This window comes from Ilumatobacteraceae bacterium (assembly GCA_033344875.1).
Taxonomy (GTDB): domain Bacteria; phylum Actinomycetota; class Acidimicrobiia; order Acidimicrobiales; family Ilumatobacteraceae; genus Ilumatobacter.
Genome location: JAWPMO010000001.1, coordinates 2,735,059 through 2,751,851, shown reverse-complemented (window position 1 = coordinate 2,751,851; position 16,793 = coordinate 2,735,059). Strand labels below are relative to the sequence as shown.

At 69.5% G+C, this 16,793-nt stretch carries 19 protein-coding genes; 14 read left to right on the top strand and 5 right to left on the bottom strand.

All coding sequences use genetic code 11. The features are described 5' to 3' along the window. Nucleotides 1-32: 32 nt before the first annotated feature. Both R8G01_13020 and R8G01_13015 read right to left on the bottom strand, forming a co-directional pair. Nucleotides 33-746: a M23 family metallopeptidase gene (locus R8G01_13020; GenBank protein ID MDW3214917.1), complete on the bottom strand. Its 714-nt coding sequence runs from the start codon at nt 744-746 to the stop codon at nt 33-35. Between the two features lie 70 nt (nt 747-816). Continuing rightward, on the bottom strand, nt 817-1,545 hold the full coding sequence (locus R8G01_13015) for a DUF4097 family beta strand repeat-containing protein (protein ID MDW3214916.1): 729 nt from the start codon (nt 1,543-1,545) through the stop codon (nt 817-819). 108 nt (nt 1,546-1,653) lie between these two features. Between R8G01_13015 and R8G01_13010 the strand changes: the two genes are divergently transcribed. The 3 genes from R8G01_13010 to R8G01_13000 all read left to right on the top strand — a co-directional run bounded on the left by R8G01_13010 (nt 1,654) and on the right by R8G01_13000 (nt 4,912). Further along, the gene (locus R8G01_13010) at nt 1,654-3,462 is read left to right on the top strand and encodes a DUF2207 domain-containing protein (protein ID MDW3214915.1); all 1,809 of its coding nucleotides are present in this window, start codon (nt 1,654-1,656) and stop codon (nt 3,460-3,462) included. A 273-nt stretch (nt 3,463-3,735) separates the two neighbouring features. Beyond that, nucleotides 3,736-4,608, top strand: coding sequence for an LLM class F420-dependent oxidoreductase (locus R8G01_13005; protein MDW3214914.1), 873 nt, complete (start codon nt 3,736-3,738; stop codon nt 4,606-4,608). Between the two features lie 49 nt (nt 4,609-4,657). Next, entirely contained in the window at nt 4,658-4,912 is a 255-nt protein-coding gene (locus R8G01_13000; GenBank protein ID MDW3214913.1) for a dsRBD fold-containing protein, read from the top strand. Between the two features lie 16 nt (nt 4,913-4,928). On the opposite strand, the gene R8G01_12995 is transcribed toward R8G01_13000, so the two are convergent. Then, on the bottom strand, nt 4,929-5,834 hold the full coding sequence (locus tag R8G01_12995; GenBank protein ID MDW3214912.1) for an MBL fold metallo-hydrolase: 906 nt from the start codon (nt 5,832-5,834) through the stop codon (nt 4,929-4,931). Nucleotides 5,835-5,877: 43 nt separating this feature from the next. Then, a complete protein-coding gene (msrB, locus tag R8G01_12990) occupies nt 5,878-6,279 on the bottom strand; it encodes a peptide-methionine (R)-S-oxide reductase MsrB (protein ID MDW3214911.1) in 402 nt (133 codons plus the stop codon). Between the two features lie 261 nt (nt 6,280-6,540). On the opposite strand from msrB, the gene R8G01_12985 reads away from it, so the two are divergent. The 11 genes from R8G01_12985 to R8G01_12935 all read left to right on the top strand — a co-directional run bounded on the left by R8G01_12985 (nt 6,541) and on the right by R8G01_12935 (nt 16,442). Continuing rightward, nucleotides 6,541-7,050, top strand: a complete 510-nt coding sequence (locus R8G01_12985) for a prepilin peptidase (protein ID MDW3214910.1) — start codon at nt 6,541-6,543, stop codon at nt 7,048-7,050. After that, complete coding sequence (locus tag R8G01_12980) at nt 7,041-7,712, top strand: SAF domain-containing protein (protein ID MDW3214909.1); 672 nt, start codon at nt 7,041-7,043, stop codon at nt 7,710-7,712. The genes R8G01_12985 and R8G01_12980 overlap by 10 nt, the downstream gene beginning before the upstream one ends. Next, on the top strand, nt 7,709-8,476 hold the full coding sequence (locus tag R8G01_12975; GenBank protein MDW3214908.1) for a hypothetical protein: 768 nt from the start codon (nt 7,709-7,711) through the stop codon (nt 8,474-8,476). Before R8G01_12980 ends, R8G01_12975 begins: the two co-directional genes overlap by 4 nt. A gap of 41 nt (nt 8,477-8,517) precedes the next feature. Beyond that, the gene (locus R8G01_12970; GenBank protein MDW3214907.1) at nt 8,518-9,873 is read left to right on the top strand and encodes an ATPase, T2SS/T4P/T4SS family; all 1,356 of its coding nucleotides are present in this window, start codon (nt 8,518-8,520) and stop codon (nt 9,871-9,873) included. After that, a complete protein-coding gene (locus tag R8G01_12965; protein MDW3214906.1) occupies nt 9,873-10,706 on the top strand; it encodes a hypothetical protein in 834 nt (277 codons plus the stop codon). The genes R8G01_12970 and R8G01_12965 overlap by 1 nt, the downstream gene beginning before the upstream one ends. Next, nucleotides 10,703-11,584, top strand: coding sequence for a type II secretion system F family protein (locus tag R8G01_12960; GenBank protein MDW3214905.1), 882 nt, complete (start codon nt 10,703-10,705; stop codon nt 11,582-11,584). Before R8G01_12965 ends, R8G01_12960 begins: the two co-directional genes overlap by 4 nt. Before the next feature lie 26 nt (nt 11,585-11,610). Further along, nucleotides 11,611-11,865 carry a hypothetical protein gene (locus tag R8G01_12955; protein MDW3214904.1) on the top strand — a complete coding sequence of 85 codons (255 nt, stop codon included), beginning with the start codon at nt 11,611-11,613 and terminating at the stop codon, nt 11,863-11,865. Nucleotides 11,866-11,874: 9 nt separating this feature from the next. Continuing rightward, on the top strand, nt 11,875-12,240 hold the full coding sequence (locus tag R8G01_12950; GenBank protein MDW3214903.1) for a pilus assembly protein: 366 nt from the start codon (nt 11,875-11,877) through the stop codon (nt 12,238-12,240). Beyond that, nucleotides 12,237-12,650, top strand: a complete 414-nt coding sequence (locus R8G01_12945; GenBank protein ID MDW3214902.1) for a hypothetical protein — start codon at nt 12,237-12,239, stop codon at nt 12,648-12,650. The genes R8G01_12950 and R8G01_12945 overlap by 4 nt, the downstream gene beginning before the upstream one ends. After that, entirely contained in the window at nt 12,647-13,084 is a 438-nt protein-coding gene (locus R8G01_12940) for a hypothetical protein (protein MDW3214901.1), read from the top strand. The genes R8G01_12945 and R8G01_12940 overlap by 4 nt, the downstream gene beginning before the upstream one ends. Nucleotides 13,085-13,148: 64 nt before the next feature. Continuing rightward, a complete protein-coding gene (locus tag R8G01_12935) occupies nt 13,149-16,442 on the top strand; it encodes a LysM peptidoglycan-binding domain-containing protein (GenBank protein ID MDW3214900.1) in 3,294 nt (1,097 codons plus the stop codon). A 7-nt stretch (nt 16,443-16,449) separates the two neighbouring features. Here the strand turns inward: R8G01_12935 and R8G01_12930 are convergent, their stop codons facing one another. After that, nucleotides 16,450-16,755 (bottom strand): Dabb family protein, encoded by a 306-nt coding sequence (locus tag R8G01_12930; GenBank protein MDW3214899.1) that lies wholly within the window; start codon nt 16,753-16,755, stop codon nt 16,450-16,452. Between the last annotated feature and the right edge of the window lie 38 nt (nt 16,756-16,793).

The window sequence follows — 16,793 nt, the reverse complement described above, 5'->3', positions numbered from 1 at the left end:
CAGCGTACGCCGGACCCGTACCGCCGAGCGTGTCAGGCGTCGGGGGCGAACGGGTCGTCCATCGCGTCGACACAGGCCGACGGATTCGCCGCGAGCCATCCGTCGACCTCGGCCACCGGGCTGAGCTGTTCGCCCCGTCGCCACGCGTCGAGATACGGATACGGCCAGACGACGCCTCGTCGCACCGACCATTCCTTGCCGGGACACGGCGGTGAGATCGAGAAGTGGAGGTGGCAGGCCGACGTCCGGCCGGTGTCGCCCATCGTGCCGAGCGTCTGACCGATCTCGACGACGTCGCCGGGCGCGAGGTCGGGTTCGATCGTGTCGAAGTGGGCGAGGTAGTACCGCACACCGTCCCACCCGAGGATCGCGACGAAACGCCCGCCGCGGGTGGCCGGGTTGTCGACGGCCGGATCGTAGGAGTCGACTCGGCGGACCTCGAGCACCGTGCCCCGGACCGGTGAGACCAGGGCGGCGCCACAGCCGACGAAGATGTCGGTCGCCGGGTAGGTGGAATGGGTGTCGCCCCAACCCGCGGCGGCACCGTCGGCGACCGGAACCCCGTACGGCGTCGACGTCGGTCGTCCAGGCTCGCCGACAGGTCGGACGTCGCCGCGTGCCGCCCAGTCGTCGGTCACGGTCGGCCGGTCGATCGCGGACCGTGCTGCCTCGACCAGGCCGCCGGACGCGCCGGCGAGCGCCGAGATCAGGGCCACGATCCGCGCGATCGATCGCAGGTCGAGCATGCCGTGATCATCCCATGGCGGCCATCCCATGACGCTTCATCCGATGGCGGTCATCCGATGGCGCTGCGCGTCAGGTCGTTCGGTAACCGATGTCGATCGACCCGTTGTCGGATCGTGCCACCACGTGACGTTCGGCCTCGCGGTCGGTGTCGACGTCGACGTCGACGGTGCCGTTGTCGTTGTCGGCGTCGACCGAGTAGCGGTTGCCGTCGTCGGGGAGCCGGATCGAGATCGAACCGTTGTCGGTGTGAGCGCTGACCGACCCCGGAGCGTCGTCGAACGTCAGTCGGATCCGGCCGTTGTCGGTCGATGTGACCACGTGACCGCCGCCGAGCGCCGTTGCCTCGATCGCTCCGTTGTCGGTCTCGATCGTGACGTCGCCGTCGACGCCCGATGCCACGACCCGTCCATTGGAGGTCGTGACGTCGACGTCGGTCTCCGACGGCACCGTGATCACGAAGCCGACCGAGCACGTGTCCCACCAACGGCTGTCGCAGTCGCCCGTGACCACCACACGGTCGCCGTCGACCTCGATGGTCGATTCGGCGTCGCCGTCGTGTTCCTCACGCCGGATCGTCTCGATCGTGATCTCGTCGATCCCGCCGACACGGACCTCGACCGCTCCGTTGTCGGTGGTCACGTCGAGCGTGTCGATGCCCGTGGCCGGGAGCGTCTGTTCGTCGGTCCGGACCGTGGCGTCGCCGCCGAGTGAGACGTTGACGCCGCACCCCGCGAGTGCCACGGCGGCGAACGCGGCGAACAGCAGGGTGGGGACGGAGGTCGAGGTCGCGAGTGACATGCCTCCAGCGTGCGACACGGGCCCGATCGGGGCGATGGAGCGTCCCGGCGTGTGGCGGGTGGGGAGAACCCCACCATGACGGCGTGCCCGACCGGCCACAATGGGCGCATGATCGGTGGAGTCTCCAAGATCCGGCACACGATCGTCGGTGCGACGATCGGTGGCACCACGCTGCTGGCGGGTACGGGCGTGATCGGCGGCGGCTCGTTCCCCGAGCGGTTCGATGCGAAGACCGTGGTGGTCGCGCCGGTCGGCGACGGGCTGCGGATCACCGAGTTCGTCGACATCGACTTCGGGAACGAGGACCGGCGTGGCTACGAGCGGGTCATCCCGAACGATTTCGGCGCGCCGATCGACGTCGAGGCGAGTTCTCCCGACGCCAACGGCGATGTCGGTATGGCTGATCTGGTGGGGTCGACGCGCATCCGAGTGGGCGACCCCGACACGACGTTCACGGGGCAGCATCGGTACGAGCTCTCCTACACGTTGCCCGACGCCCGGTTCGATCTGCTCGGTCTCGACCTCGACATCGTCGCCCCGAAGGGTGGCGCCTTCCCGGGCGACGACGAGACCGGTCGTTTCGAGGTGATCGTGACGGGCTTCGTGCTCGACGACACGTTCTGCGACATCGGGTCCGCCGGTGCGACGGGCGGCTGCGAACTGGTGCCGACCGACGACGTCGGCACGTATCGCGCCGTGATCGAACCACTCGAGCAGGACGCCGGACTGTCGATCGGCGGGACCATCGTCGAGCGCACCGACCCGGTCGACGTCGAGGCACCAGCGATTCCGGAGCGTCGGGACGATCCGAACACCGGGCTGCTGGCGCTCGGGGTGGCGGCCCTCGGCACCGCCGGCGCGGTGCCCGTGTACCGCCGGGCTCGCCGCCGTGGTCGCAACGAGGTGTTCGCCGGGGGAGCGGCCGACGCCGCGTACGGCGACCTGCCGGCGCCTCGACTCGACGGCACGGTCGCCCCCGCGCCGCCGGTCCGGCTCGTGGCCGACGACGACATGGCCGACCTCGCCACGATCGAGTTCGTGCCCCCGAAGGGGATCGAGCCCTGGGAGGCATCGGTGCTGCTGGACGAGCAGGTCGGCAACGACACGGTCGAGGCCTGGATCTCCGGTCTCGTCGCGAAGAAGGCGATCAAGATCTCGGAGGAGGGCGACGAACTCTCGATCAGGTCCGGCTCCGACCGCAAGTCGCTCGACGAGGACGACGCGAGGTTGCTGAGCGGCATCCTCGACATCGACGATCCGTACACGACCGGCACGTACGATCCGCAGTTCGCGGCGGCGTGGAGCGCGATCCGCACCTCGCTGGAGGAACGCATCGCGTCGAGCGGCTGGTGGAAGCACCTGCCGCCCGGTTCGGGGTTGCGGCCGAAGGGCAGCAGGTCGCCGTTCGGGCTGATCATGATCGTGATCTTCGTGCTGATCTGGTCGGGATCGGCGGCGTCGGCGTTCTTCGGGGCGTTCCGGTCGCTGTTCCCGGCGCTCGCGCTCGGTCTGCTGCTCCCGGCCGTCGTCGCGTACTTCGTCTATCGAGCCCTGCTGCCTGCCCGGAGCGCGCAGGGTTCGGCGCTGGCGCTGCGGGCCGAGTCGTTCCGACGGTTCCTGCACGCGAGCGAGGGCAAACACGTCGAGTGGGCGTGGTCGCAGCGGATCCTTCGTGAGTACAGCGCTTGGGCGGTCGCGCTCGGTGAGGCCGAGGCCTGGTCGAAGGCGCTGGAGAACGCCAACGTGCCCGAGCGGGCGCGGGCGGTCGCCGGACCGGTGATCATCGTGCACAGCCGCGGGTCGTCGATGCGCGACACCCGGACCGCACCGTCGTCGAGCGGTGGTGGCGGCGGCGGGTACAGCGGCGGCGGTGGCGTCGGAGGCGGTGGTGGCGGCGGCAGCTCCGGCTCCTGGTGACCCACCCCGGCGGCTCGCCGACGCCGCCGTGACTCACCGTGCACCCACCGACCACTCACCGACCACCCGCGGACCCCGACCATGCCCGTCCCCGGTCGAGGCCGCGTCGCGGCGGTGGGGCTGGTGCGCGCAGATTCGCGACACGGCCCTGGGGTGTGCCGGGTGGTCCGGCGGCGTGTCGCGTTCCTGGGCCCGGGAAGCTCAGGTTCGCGACACGGCGGCCGGCGGTTGTCGGGGTCGGTGGGGGATCGGGTGGGCTGATATGACTGCGGGATGGACATCGGTGCGGTCATCCCCCACAACGAGATCGGCAATGACCCGGGTGCGATCAAGGCGTTTGCGCAGGGAGCGGAGGAACTCGGCATCACCCACCTGATGATCTACGACCACGTGGTCGGGGTCGACCGCAACCGGCCCGGTGGGTTCGTCGGGCCGTACGACTCGGACACCGCGTTCCACGAGCCGATGGTGCTGTTCGGGTTTCTCGCGGCGTGCACCGAACGGGTCGGTCTCGTCACCGCGATCGTGATCCTGCCGCAGCGCCAGACCGTGCTCGCCGCGAAGCAGGCGGCCGAGGTGGCGATCCTGTCGGGCAACCGGCTGAAGTTCGGGATCGGTGTGGGGTGGAACACCGTCGAGTACGACGCGCTCAACGAGAACTTCGAGAATCGCGGCAAGCGGCAGGAGGAGCAGGTCGAGCTGATGCGGCGCCTCTGGACCGAGGACGCCTTCAGCTTCGAAGGCGAGTTCCACTCCTTCGAACACGCGAGCATCCTGCCCCGGCCGACCGAACCGATCCCGATCCTGTTCGGCGGATCGGCGCCGGCCGTGCTCGATCGCTGCGCCCGGATGGGCGACGGGTGGCTCCCGCTCGGGATCCCGAACGAGAAGTCGGTCGATCGCATCGCGGAGATGCGCCGGGTCCGCGAGGCGACGGGCAAGTCGTGGGACGACTTCGAGATCCGGCCGCAGGCCCAGTGGAGCGGCGAGACACCCGAGCGGTGGCAGAACCATGCGCAGCGGTGGAAGGAACTCGGAGCGACCCACATCGCGGTCGCCACGCACAACGCCGGCGAGACCGATGTCGACGGTCACCTCGCTCGCATCGCCGAGTACCAGGCGGCCGTCGCCGACGTCGTCGGCTGAGTGACCTTCTGCCCTGGCCGCCGGTCACCGGCCGGTCCACGGTGGAGGCATGACGAGCACAACGCACCACTGGGACGTGCGGCTCGAGTTGGTCGAGGACGACGATCACTGTTACGTGACGGCGCACCTCGATGCCGGGGATCGCAGCCTTGCGGGCACCGGTCGGTCGCGGCGGAATCCCGCTGACCCGACCGTCCCGAAAGTCGGCGAGGAACTGGCGACCGCTCGCGCGCTGCACGATCTCGCCCACCACCTGAGCCACGACGCGTGGACCATGATCGAGGACTTCTCGCTGCGGCGCTGAGCGGCGGCGAAATCGTTCAGGTCGCGCGGAACAGCCCGGGTTCGATCTCGGTCGCTTCGCCGCGCACGAGCATGCGCTGCACGTGCATCACGGCGCAGCGGTGTTCGACGCTGTCGGCGAACACGTGCTGCACGTGCGGCCGGTAGATGAACCGGTGCGCGACCATGTCGTCGAGCGACCGTGGCTCGGTGAGGAACTCGAGCATGGCCGCGTGTCGGCGGGGGATCACGGCGCGGAACGTGTCGAGCAGTTCGACAAACCGCTCCCGACCCTCGATCACGCCCTTGTGGTGGAACGTGACGTAGTGATCGGCTTCTTCGTCGCGGACCTGGTCGAGCGACGCTTCGAACTGTTCGAGGTCGCTCCACACGTCGCCGTAGTAGGGGCCGAACCCGGTGAGGTCGATGTCGCTCAGGAAGAACACGCCGCCGGAGATCCGGAAGCCGCTGTGGCCCCGGGTGTGCCCAGGGAGGTGCACCGCTTCGACCTGGGTGCGGCCGAGGTCCCAGACGTGCCCGTCGACGAAACCTTCGGCGTCGGGACGTGGCCGGTAGTTGAACTCCTCGATGACCTCGCGTGAGAACTCGTCGCGCGGTGTGCCGGTGAGGCCGTAGACGTCCATCAGGCCGTCGAGGCTGCGGGCGCCGGGCAGGTCGTCGTCGTGGATGTGCACCTTCGCGTCGGTGAAGAACCCGTTGCCGGGCATGTGGTCTTCGTGGCTGTGCGAGTTGATGACGGCATCGACGCTCACGGGTGCTCCGCCCCGCGCCACCACGTCGACCGACGGGTCGATGATGACGGCCTCACCGTCGCCGCGCACGACCAGCGAGTTGCCCGACGGGTACTTGCCGTTGTCGGTGCCGACGAGCACGCTCACGTGCTCGGTCAGCCGTAGTTCGGCATCCGCCCAGTCGACGATCATGGCCACGAGTCTCGCATCCGACCCGCTCCGCGAGGGAGCCGGGTCAGGCGGGGCGGCGTTCGAGGCCGAGGCTGGCCGAGTTGATGCAGTAGCGGTTGCCGGTCGGCGGCGGGCCGTCGGGGAACACGTGACCGAGGTGGGCGTGGCAGTTGGCGCAGCGCACCTCGGTGCGGGTCATGCCGAGCGAGCGGTCTTCGATGTATTCGATCTTGTCGGTGCCGAGCGACTCGTAGAAGCTGGGCCAGCCGCAGTGGGCGTCGAACTTGGTGTCGGAGTCGAACAGCTCGGTCCCGCACACGATGCAGTGGTAGGTGCCGGGATCCTTCGTGTCCCAGAACTCGCCGGTGAAGGGCCGTTCGGTGCCGGCTTCCTGGGTGACGTGGAACTGCTGAGGCGTGAGGCGGAGCTTGAGCTCGTCGGTGCTGGGGACGTTCGTATCGCTCATGTCACCATCGTGCCCGATCCGCAGCACCCCCACACACGCGGGAGCGCGAGTTCCCGGATCGTTCACCGGTTTCCCCTCCGGTCCGCGTCGTTCCCCTCACTCCGATGTGCGTGACGAGCCTGCCCGACGACACGGTTCGCAAGCGCGTCTACGATGACCGCACACCGGCGGAACCCCATGTCAGTACTCGCGATCGTTCGACGACCTCAGCCCTTGGCGACGGCGCTCCGAGGCGACCGCGCCCCGACAGCGTTCGTCGCCGTGATCCCGGTGCTCGCAGCATCGATCCCGTGGGCGCTGGCCGAAGCCTGGTGGGTCGAATTCGGTGTGACCGCAGTGCTGCTGATCGCGGCCGGTGCCGCGCTCGTCGACTCGAGCACGCACCGGATCCCCGATCGGATCGTGCTCTGGTCGCTGGTGCCGACCGCCATCGTGATCGCCGCCCCAGCGATCGGCGGCGACGGCCCGACCGCCGTGCCCGGGGTGGTGTTCGGCGCGATCGGCTTCGCGCTGCCGCTCCTGGCCGTTCACCTGGCGGCTCCGAGTGCGCTCGGCTTCGGCGACGTGAAACTCGCCGTCTCGCTCGGTGCCGCACTCGGACTCGTCGACTGGCGGATGTCGGTCGCCGCGCTCTGCCTGGCCAGTGGACTGACCGCGGCGGTGGCGCTCGTGCGGCGCCGGTCCTCGCTGCCGTTCGCCCCCGGCCTCGTGGTCGGAGCTGCGCTCGTGCTGCTCCTGCCGACCTTGGAAGGATCACTCCCATGGCGATGAGTGAACGACGTGCGGCCGACCCGCCCGTCGCGCCCGCCGATCGATCCGAGCCCCGCGGTTTCCGGCCGGCGTCGCGGCGCAGATCGCGTCTCGCCGCCGGAGCGATCCTCGCCGCGATCGCGATCGGCGGCAACGTGTTGCTGTACGCATCGCTGGACGATCAGACCGAGGTGCTCCAGCTGGTCCGCAACGTCCGCGCCGGTGAGGTCGTCACCAGCGAAGACCTCCGCATCGTCGAAGTCGACCTCGACCCGACCGTCCCGTCGGTGGCTGCCGGCGACATCGGGCTCGTGGTCAATCGCTACGCACGGGTCTACCTTCCTTCGGGCACGCTGATCTTCGACCAGCTCGTGCAGTCGACACCGCTGGTCTCCGACGGGGCAGGTGTGGTGGCCGTCGAGATCAGGGCCACGCGGCTGCCGTCCGGTCTGAGCACGCGCTCGCAGGTGCTGCTGGTCGTCGTCGAGGGCGGGTCCGACGAACTGTTCGTGACCGAGGGCCGTGTCGTCCGGCGCGGGACCGACGGCGACGAGGGTGGCGCCCTGTCGGTCGAGGTGGCCGTGGCGGACGCGCCGCGTGTCGCTGCCGCCGACGACGTCCGAGTGGTGCTGATCGAGCCGGGCGTCGACCCGGCGACCGAACGAGGGGCGAACGGCGGATGACGATCGTCGCGGTCGCCGGCGACGTCTGCACGACCACGACGGTCGCGCTCGCGTCGGCGTGGCCGACGTCCGATGACGTCGTGCTGGTCGAAGCCGACCCGTCGGGTGGCGATCTGGCGGCATGGTTCGACATGCCGGTCACCCCTTCGCTGTCGACCGTGGTCACCCGCGTCACCGACGGTGCGTGGCCGGACATCGAACGTTTCACGCGACTCGCCGATGCGGGCATTCGGCTGATTCCGGGCCCGGCCCGTGCCGGTGAAGCCGGGCAAGCCGTTGGCGAATCCGCTCGGTCGTTGGTCGCGACACTCGCGTCGTTGCGTTCGCCGGTCACGATCGCCGACACCGGTCGGCTCCAGCGGCCACCTGCCGCGAACCCGTTCGTCGGGTCTGCCGCGGTCAACGTGGTCGTCCACCGTCAGTCGCCGCAGTCGTCGCGGGCCGCGGCGGTGCGACTCCAGCGACTCTCGGAACAACTCGAGGCCTTCGCGTCGACACCGTCGGCGTTGATCGTCGCCGTCGTCGGGGCCGCGCCGTTCGACCTCGGTGAGATCGAATCCTTCCTCGCCGACTCGGTCGGCGTCAATGCGACCATCGGTCTCCCGGTCGACGAACTTGCAGCAGCGGTCTACGCCGGACGTACCGGTGTGTCCGAACGCCGGCTGACCCGGCTGCCCCTGGCACGTGCAGCGCGCGACCTCGCGAGCATCGCGGAACGCTCGGTGAACGACGCCGCCGACGGGCTCTGGAGAGCGGCGCGATGACTCCCGACGGGTGTGGCCCCGATCCTGACCGTGCGGCAACCGTGCGCTTCGTCACCGACCGCGTCGCAACCCGTCTCGTCGAAGCGATCGAGACCGATGAGAACGATCATCAAGACGGCTTCGCCGCCGGCGACCGCCCACTCGCCGGCGATTCGCGTCGTCAGCAGCTGCTGGTGGGGGCATGGCTCAGCGAAGAGATCGCCGTGCTCAACCAGGATCGGATGCATCGTGGCGACCCACCGATGTCCGAGATAGCCGATCGCGAGGTCCGAGCGCGCGTCGTCGCCGAGCTGACCGGGACCGGCCCGCTCGAGCCGTACATGAGCGATCCCGCAGTCGAGGAGATCGACGTCAACGGGCACGCGTCGACCTGGGTGACCTACAGCGACGGCCGCAAGGTCGACGTCGGGCAACTCTGGGACTCCTCGGCCGATCTGACGGCGTACCAGAAGCGGCTCGCTCGCCGAATGAACGGAACCGGCGAAGGACGGCTCGACACGCAGTCGCCGATGCTCACGTTCCAGGCCGACGACGGCTCACGTGTCGTGATGGTGCTCGGAGGACGCTCGGAGCACGGCATCTCGACACACCCGCGCATCGCGATCCGCCGCTTCGTACTGCGCCACGAGGGTCTCGACGGTCTGGCCGGACGCGGCCTGTTCCCGGTCGGGCTCGTACCGAAACTCGAAGCGATGATCCGCTGCGGCTTCACGGTGCTCGTGAGTGGTCCGCCGGGCGCCGGTAAGACGACGCTCCTCACCGAACTACTCGGTGCGGTGTCGCCTCGCGAGCGCATCATCACGGTCGAGAAGAACCTGCTGGAGTTGCGTCTCGAGGACGACCCTCGCCATCCCGACGCGCCGGCGTTGTTCACCCGCCACGCCAACGCCGAGGGTGAGGGCGAGATCACCACCCGTCAGCTCGTCGAGTTGACCCGACGTCTCAACCCCGACCGTGTCGTCGTCGGTGAACTCGTCGAGGACGAGGCGCTCGACATGCTCGACGTGGCGTCGATGTGCAAGCGGGGTTCCCTGGCGACGATCCACGCCCACACGTCCGATGTCGTCGTACAGCGGCTGGCGTACTACGTGTCGAAATCCGACACCAGCCTGCCGGAGTTCGCGGTCTGGAGTCTGATCGCCCAGACCGTCGACTTCGTGATCCACATCGACCTCGTTCGCAACGAAGAACGCGACGATGCGCCGATCCGCCGCGTGACGTCGATCATCGAGATCGGCGGTCTGGGCGAGGGTGGCGGCCTGGCGACGACGGAGGTGTGGGGCATCGGCGAGAGCGGCGAACTCGAGCAGTTCGCGCCGCTGTCGGCACGTCATCTGCAGCGGCTCCGGATCTCCGGGTACGACACCCGATTGTTCGCGCCGACGGGAGGCTGGTGATGCTGATCGCCATCGCGCTGTCGCTGCTGTTCGTGGCCGGAGTCGTCATCGCAGTGGCGCCTCCTGGCGACGCTCCGATGATCACGATGGGCACCCGCGATGTCCGCCGGTTGGGGATCAGATTCGTCGGAGCCTGTTGCACGGGGCTCCTGGTCCTGATCGTGTCGGGTTGGGTGATGCCGGGCCTCGTCGTCGGTGCGGGCGCGTTCTGGGCGATCGGTGGCTGGCAACGCCGCGATCGCGCCGGTGACGTCGAGATCGCGCGACTCGATGCGCTGGCGAGCTGGATCGAGAACGTGCGCGACGTGCTGATGGCAGGCGAGCAACCGATCGGAGCGATCTCGTCGACGGTCGGGGCGTGCCCGCCGATCATCCGACCGCACATCCGTCGGCTCGCGGCCGGACTCGGCCGGCAGGACCCTGACGTCGTGTTCCGTCGTTTCGCCGACGACCTCGACGATCCGCTCGCCGATCTGGTGGCGGCGGGCCTGGCCATCGCGATCCGGCGCGGCGCTCGCACCGTGCCGGTCCTGACGGCGCTCGCCGAGCAGACCCGCCAACAGGTCGACCGGCGTCGATTGATCGAGGCCGAGCGGGCACCGACCCGGCGTGAGGTGCAAGCGCTCACGTTGATCATGGGGACACTCGTCGTCCTGCTGCTCGTGTTCGGTCGGAGCCGGTATCTCGATGCCTACGACACGACGGGCGGGCAACTGTTCCTCGGTGTCGCGTTGGCCGGCTACACGGCCCTGATCGTGCGTGTGCAGAAGCTTGCCGCGTTTCCACGGCCGAGCCGCTTCCTGACGGCCGCCGGTTTCGGGGCGCGATCGTGAGCCAGTTCACGACGATGATCGTCTTGAGCGTGGTCGGCGCGATCGGGCTACTCGTCGTCGTCAGCGGATGGATGCAGCCGGCGCCGACGCTCACTCGAACGATCGAGCATCTTCGGCGACCCGGCACGGTGAGCGGTGTCGGACATCACGGCCGGTCGCCGCGCGTGGTGCGGCCGATCGTCGGGTTCATGTCGAACCAGCCGCGGTTGTTGCCGTCGGCCTCGGAACTCCAGCTCGTCAACCGCACGGTCGAGCAGCACGTGGTGTATCTCGTGATCGCCGCCATGACCGGACTCGTCGGGCCGCCGCTCGTCATCGCGGTCCTCCAAGGTCTCGGACTGGTCAGCCTGAGCGTCTTCGTACCGCTGGGCGCGTCGCTCGTGTTCGTTGTCGTCGCACCGTTCGTCGTACACACCGTGCTCGTCGACGAGGCACGGACACTGCGTGCCGACCTGCGCTATCAGGTCTCGGCATACCTCGACGTCGTGACGATGCTGCTCGCGGGCAACACCGGCTACGAGGGAGCGCTCGAACAGGCAGCGCACGCGGGTGACGGTCGGCTGTTCGTCGAACTGCGGCGACGGGTACGCGAATCGGGCGCACGAGGATCGAGCCTCACCGACGCGCTGCAGCGCACGGGTATCGACCTCGGCCTCGACGAGCTGGAGCAGGTCGCGGCGACGGCGGCCTTGAGCGCAGCAGAGGGTGCGCCGGTCGCGCGTACGCTGGCGGCGAAGTGCGCCACCCTCCGCTCGGCGCTGTCGACCGAACAGGAGTCCGAGGCGAGATTGCGGACGAGTCGGCTGACGACGCCGATCGTCGGCATGGCGCTCATCTTCATGGCCCTCGTCATGTACCCGGCCCTCAACTTCTCGTGAATCAACTCGTGAGACAAGGAGCAAGCATGAACCAACTCCCGATGATCATCAGCGGAGCCACCCACCAGATGTACGACGCGCTGCTGGGTGCCGTCGGCCGACGGGGGACCGACGACGACGTGGTCGAACGTGACCGTGGCGCGGTGTCGCTCGAACAGGTGCTGTGGTTCGTCGCCGCAGGCGTGAGCGTCGCCGTCATCGCAGCGATCCTGTGGAATCAGATCCGCGACCAGGCCGAGACCGAGATCGACGTACCGGTCGCGCCGGCGGACAACCCGTAGCCCCGGCCCATGCCGCAGTCGGATCGGGGGTCGACATCGCTGACCACCGTGCTGCTGACCCCGGTGTTCGTCGGGTTGGCGTTCACGGCGTTTCAGGCGGCGATGTTCACCCATGCCCGCTCGGAGGCTCGCTCGGTGGCTCGTGATGCGGCCGTGCTCGTCGCTCGACATGGCGAGCCGCCCGAACAGGTCGAGGCGTCGGCCGAGGGGGTCCTTCGCGACGCCGACCTGCTGAGCGCCACCGATCTCCACATCAGCATCGAGGGCGGGCTCGTCGTGGTCCGGCTGACGGGCAACGCCCCGGGCATCATCCGCGGTACCGCCACCGGGATCGACATCACCGAGTCGTTGCCGGTCGAGGGGTTCCGCCCGTGAGGGATCGTGGCGCAGCCGACGCGCTGGGGCTGGTGCTGATCGCGCCGGCCGTCCTCGGTCTCGCGCTGTTGATCATCGCCCTCGGGCGAGGGGTCGACGCCAAGGCCGAGGTGCGCTCGGCGGCCGAGTCCGCAGCCCAGGCCGCCGCCTTGGAGCGCAGCCCGGAGGCGGCGTCGGCAGCGGCGCAGCGGGCCGCCGACGCGCTCCTGGCCGACAGCACGAACTGCAACGACCCGTCGGTGTCCACGGTCTTCGACCCGGCCGACGCCGGGTCGGGAGTCCGGGTCGACATGGTCCGGGTGACGATCACGTGTGAGGTCTCGAACCGCGGCGTCGAGGTGATCGGCCAGCCGTACGCCGAGACCGTCACGGCGGTCGCCACCGTCGACTTCTTCCGGGCACGCCGATGAGCGAGCGCGACGTGCCCGGCCACGCCCACGCCACGGTGGAGCGAGTTCGCGGCGAACGTGGCTCGGCGGTGGTGACGGCGCTGGTGTTGCTGTTCGCATTCACGGCCGGTGGCGTGATCTGGCTGTCGCGCGATGTCAACCGCGTGGTCGCCAACCGGTCGGCCGCCCAGTCGATCGCCTTCCAATCGGCGCGCGCCGGGGCCCAGCAGGTCGAGATCGAGTCGCTGCGCGACGGGGCCGAGGTGAGGATCGACGAGCCGCGCGCTCGCGAAGCGGTCGGCGCCGCCGCCGACCGCTTTTTCGAGTCGTACGGCGTGACCGGTTCCTGGACGATGGTGGTCGACGGTGACACGGTCACGGTCACGGTCACGATCGTCGATCCGGTGGGTGAGCAGACTGCTTCCGGTTCGGTCCAGGCGCAGACTGGTCCGTGATCGGCGGCGATTTCCCTTTCGTCGACATCGTTCCCCCCACTGACAAGGAGAGAATCGAGCACGCATGGCTGATCGAGCAGCGAATCGGGAGAGCGTCGGCACCAGGCTGATCGTCTTCACGCGTTCGCTCGTCCTGTTCGGGCTCGTTGCGGTCGGTCTTCCGCTGGCGCTGGTCGTCGCTGCACGTGAGCGGTTCGGCGGCGGCGCACCGTTCCATGGCGTGGCGTCTCCCGCCGACTGGAGCGCCAACCGGATCCGGACCGCGCTGACCGAGCGACTGACCGAGCAGACGATCACCGACATCGTCATCCGGCTGGCGCTCGTCGTCGCCTGGGTCGGGGTGATCGTGCTCGTCGTCACGGTCGTCGCCGAGGTCGCCCACATGCTCCGCCACGACGGGCTCGCCATGCCCGACATCCGTGGGCTCGGGTTCACCCAGCGAACGGCCCGAGTCATCGCGTCGGGTCTGCTCGTCGTCGTCCCGTTGTTCACCTCGCCGACGAGTGCAGTCGCGAACCAGGGAGCAACACGCCTGCCCGACCGGAGCGTGGCGTCGGTCCTGCGCGTCGAACGCCCCACACCCGGAACCGGCTCGTCGGCCGCTCGTGCCTCGACCTCCGCCGCCGGCTCGCGCCTCCGGCAGCCGGTCCGCGCCGAGGATGCTCCGTTCGACATCGATTCGTCCACCGCGGAGCGAGCCGAACCGACGGCTGCGCCGGGTGAGTACGTCGTGCAACCGGGTGACTCCGTCTACGGGATCGCCGAGCGGCTGGTCGGGCCCGACTCGTCGCGCGTCGCAGCGTTTGCCGAGCGGCTCGTCGACCTCAATCTGGGGCGCCGGATGCCCGATGGCCGACTGTTCGACAACGCGGCCTTCATCGACGTCGGCTGGGTGCTCGAACTGCCCGATGGTGCCGGCGCAGCGCCGTCGCTGCGCCGCGACGTTGCGGGAACCCGCGTGGTCGAGGAGGGTGAATCGCTGTGGTCGATCGCCGAGGACGAACTCGGAGACCCGACGCGATGGCCCGAGGTCTACGGGGCCAACGAGGGCCGCGAGTTCGACGACGGCCGCCGGCTGACCGACCCTGACCTGATCCGACCCGGGTGGGATCTCCGGCTTCCGACCGACGCGCCGGCCGATGCCGCCGAGGCCCCGATACCCGAGTCGGACGACGTCGAGTCGTCGGCCGACATCACGACACCCGCCCTGGTCGAGGACGAGGTCGCCGTGCCCGACCGGTTGGCTGCCTCGCTGGATGTCGATGCGCCGGCGAACTCCGGGGCGCCGGCCGACGCCACCGTCGTCGATGACGCCACCGTCGTCGGTGACGTCGTCGCTTCGTCGCGACGTGACAACGTCTGGGACGAAGTGGGTGCCGACACACCCGGAGCCGTCGATGCCACCGCATCGGCCGGAGACGGAACCGACGAGCGCGTCGACGCTGGCGATTCGAGGTCGGCAGCGCCTCGAATGATGCCGCTCGGTGGTGCGGCGATGATGTCGGCGGGGGTGCTCACGCTGCTCGCGGTACGACGCCGCGCCCAGCTCCGCCGAGCCCGCCCGCGCACCTCGTTGCCCGACCCGTCGCCCCGCCCGGCCGCGACCGAACGAACGCTGCGTGCGATCGACGTCGGCGAGCGATTCGTCAGGGTCGAGACCGCCATCCGGGCGGTCGCGATGACGCTCGTCGAGCGAGACCGGCGCGTGGTCGCCGTCCTCGTCGCGCCGGAGGGCTCCCTGGAGCTTCGCACCAGCGGCCCGGTCGCGTTGCCGAGCCCGTGGGACGGCGATGGGTCGGTCTGGCACCTCGCCGCATCGATCCCGCTCGAACTCCTCGCCGATGCAGCCCGTTCGGTGAACCCACCGTGCCCGACCCTGGTGCAGTTGGGCACCGACGACGCCGGACGCGATGTGTACGTCGATCTCGAAGCGATCGAGGCGATCGAGGTGGGTGGTCCGGGAGCGCAGGCCGATGCGTTCGTGGCAGCGCTCGCCGCGACGCTCGCCGGTTCGCTCCTGGCGGAAGTGACCACGCTGGTCGGTCTCGGTGTACCCGACGAGGCGTTCCTCGCGCACCGCCGCTACGTGCCCGTGCCGGATCAGCAGCGTGCCTTCGAGGCTTCCGCCGAGGCGATCGGTTCGACCCGTGGGTCCGGCAGGTCGACGTTCGCACTCCGCTCGACCGGCACCGCGACCGAGACCTGGGAGCCGGCGGTCGTGTTGGTCGGAGCGTCGGCCGGCACCGTACCCGTGCCCGACGAGCGCACGGGGTTGGCGGTGGTCTCGGCGTCACCGATCCACGGTCGGTCGAGTCGACTCGCTCCCGACGGAGATGCCTGGCTCCTGCAGCCCGCCGGCATCCGGCTGACCCCGGTCGGGCTGTCGCCCGACGACATCGCGGCGATCGCCGAACTGGTCACGATCACCGATCCGGAGCCCGAAACCCACACGGCGCCCGCGGCAGCACCGTCCGGCACGGTGCCGCTCGATCGCGCAGCGCTGGGCGAGCCCACGATCATCGGCCCAGACGACGTCGCCGAACGCCCGGATGCCGTCGACGCACCGGCCGAGGCCCGGCTCGAACCGAACGTGGTTCCGGCGCCGTCGTACGAGTTGCTCGTCCGCATGATCGGTCCGGTCGGAGTGATCGATCGCGAGGGCAACGAGGTGTCGTTCGAACGTTCAAAAACCCGTGAGCTCGTCGCCTGGTTGGCAACCCATCGGGAGCGGTCGACCCGGTCCGCCGCACGCACGGCGCTATGGGAACTCGACGTACGCGACGCCACCTTCGCCAACGTGGTCTCCGAGGCCCGCCGCTCGCTGGCTCGTCTCGTGGAACCACCGGAGGGCGACGAGTGGGTCGGGCGGACGATGACCGACGCACTCCCGCTGCACGAACTCGTGCGCTCCGACGCCGATCTGCTCCGCCACGCGCTCGAGGTCGCCCGGCTGCAACCGCCGGGCCAGGCGATCGCGACGCTGGACCCGGCGGTCGAGTTGATCAGCGGCATGCCCTTCGAGGGCACGTCGTACCTGTGGCCCGACAGCGAAGGCATCACGTCCGACTTCGTCCTGCTCGTCACGACGGCCACGACGGAACTGGGGGCGCACTGTCTGTCGATCGGAGACATCGAAGGTGTCTTCCGAGCGACCGCCCGCGGGCTCCAGGTGTTGCCCGCCCACGAAGAACTGATCGGCCTCCGGATGGAAGCGCATGCTCGCGCCGGCGACCACGCCGGCGTCCGTCAGGAGTGGGAGAGCTACGAGCGGGTCATCAACGGCGACCCCTGGAGCGACGGGGAGCCGGCACCCAAGCTCGTGGAACTGCGCAAACGGCTGCTGAACCCGTCACGCTGACGTCGGCTCAGCGTGGGCCGGTCTGGTACTGGATCGCTGCCCGGTCGGTGACGTGGTCCTTGATGTTCTCGGCGATCAGGAGCACGTGCTGAGGGTGGTCGCGGTAGGTGTAGTAGTCGTCGACGTTGTCGAAGTCGGCGACCACGCAGTAGTCGTAGGTGCCCTCCGAGACGCCGACGTCGGCACCGTGCACGTAGCTGCGGATGACGTCGATCTCACCCGGCAACTCGCTGAGGCCGGCGCTCACCTTCTCGATGTGCTCGGGGGAGACGTGGTCGGCCCACTTGAACATGACGACATGACGGAACGGCATCGGTGACTCCCCTGGGGATCGTGAAGGTGGCTTCGTGA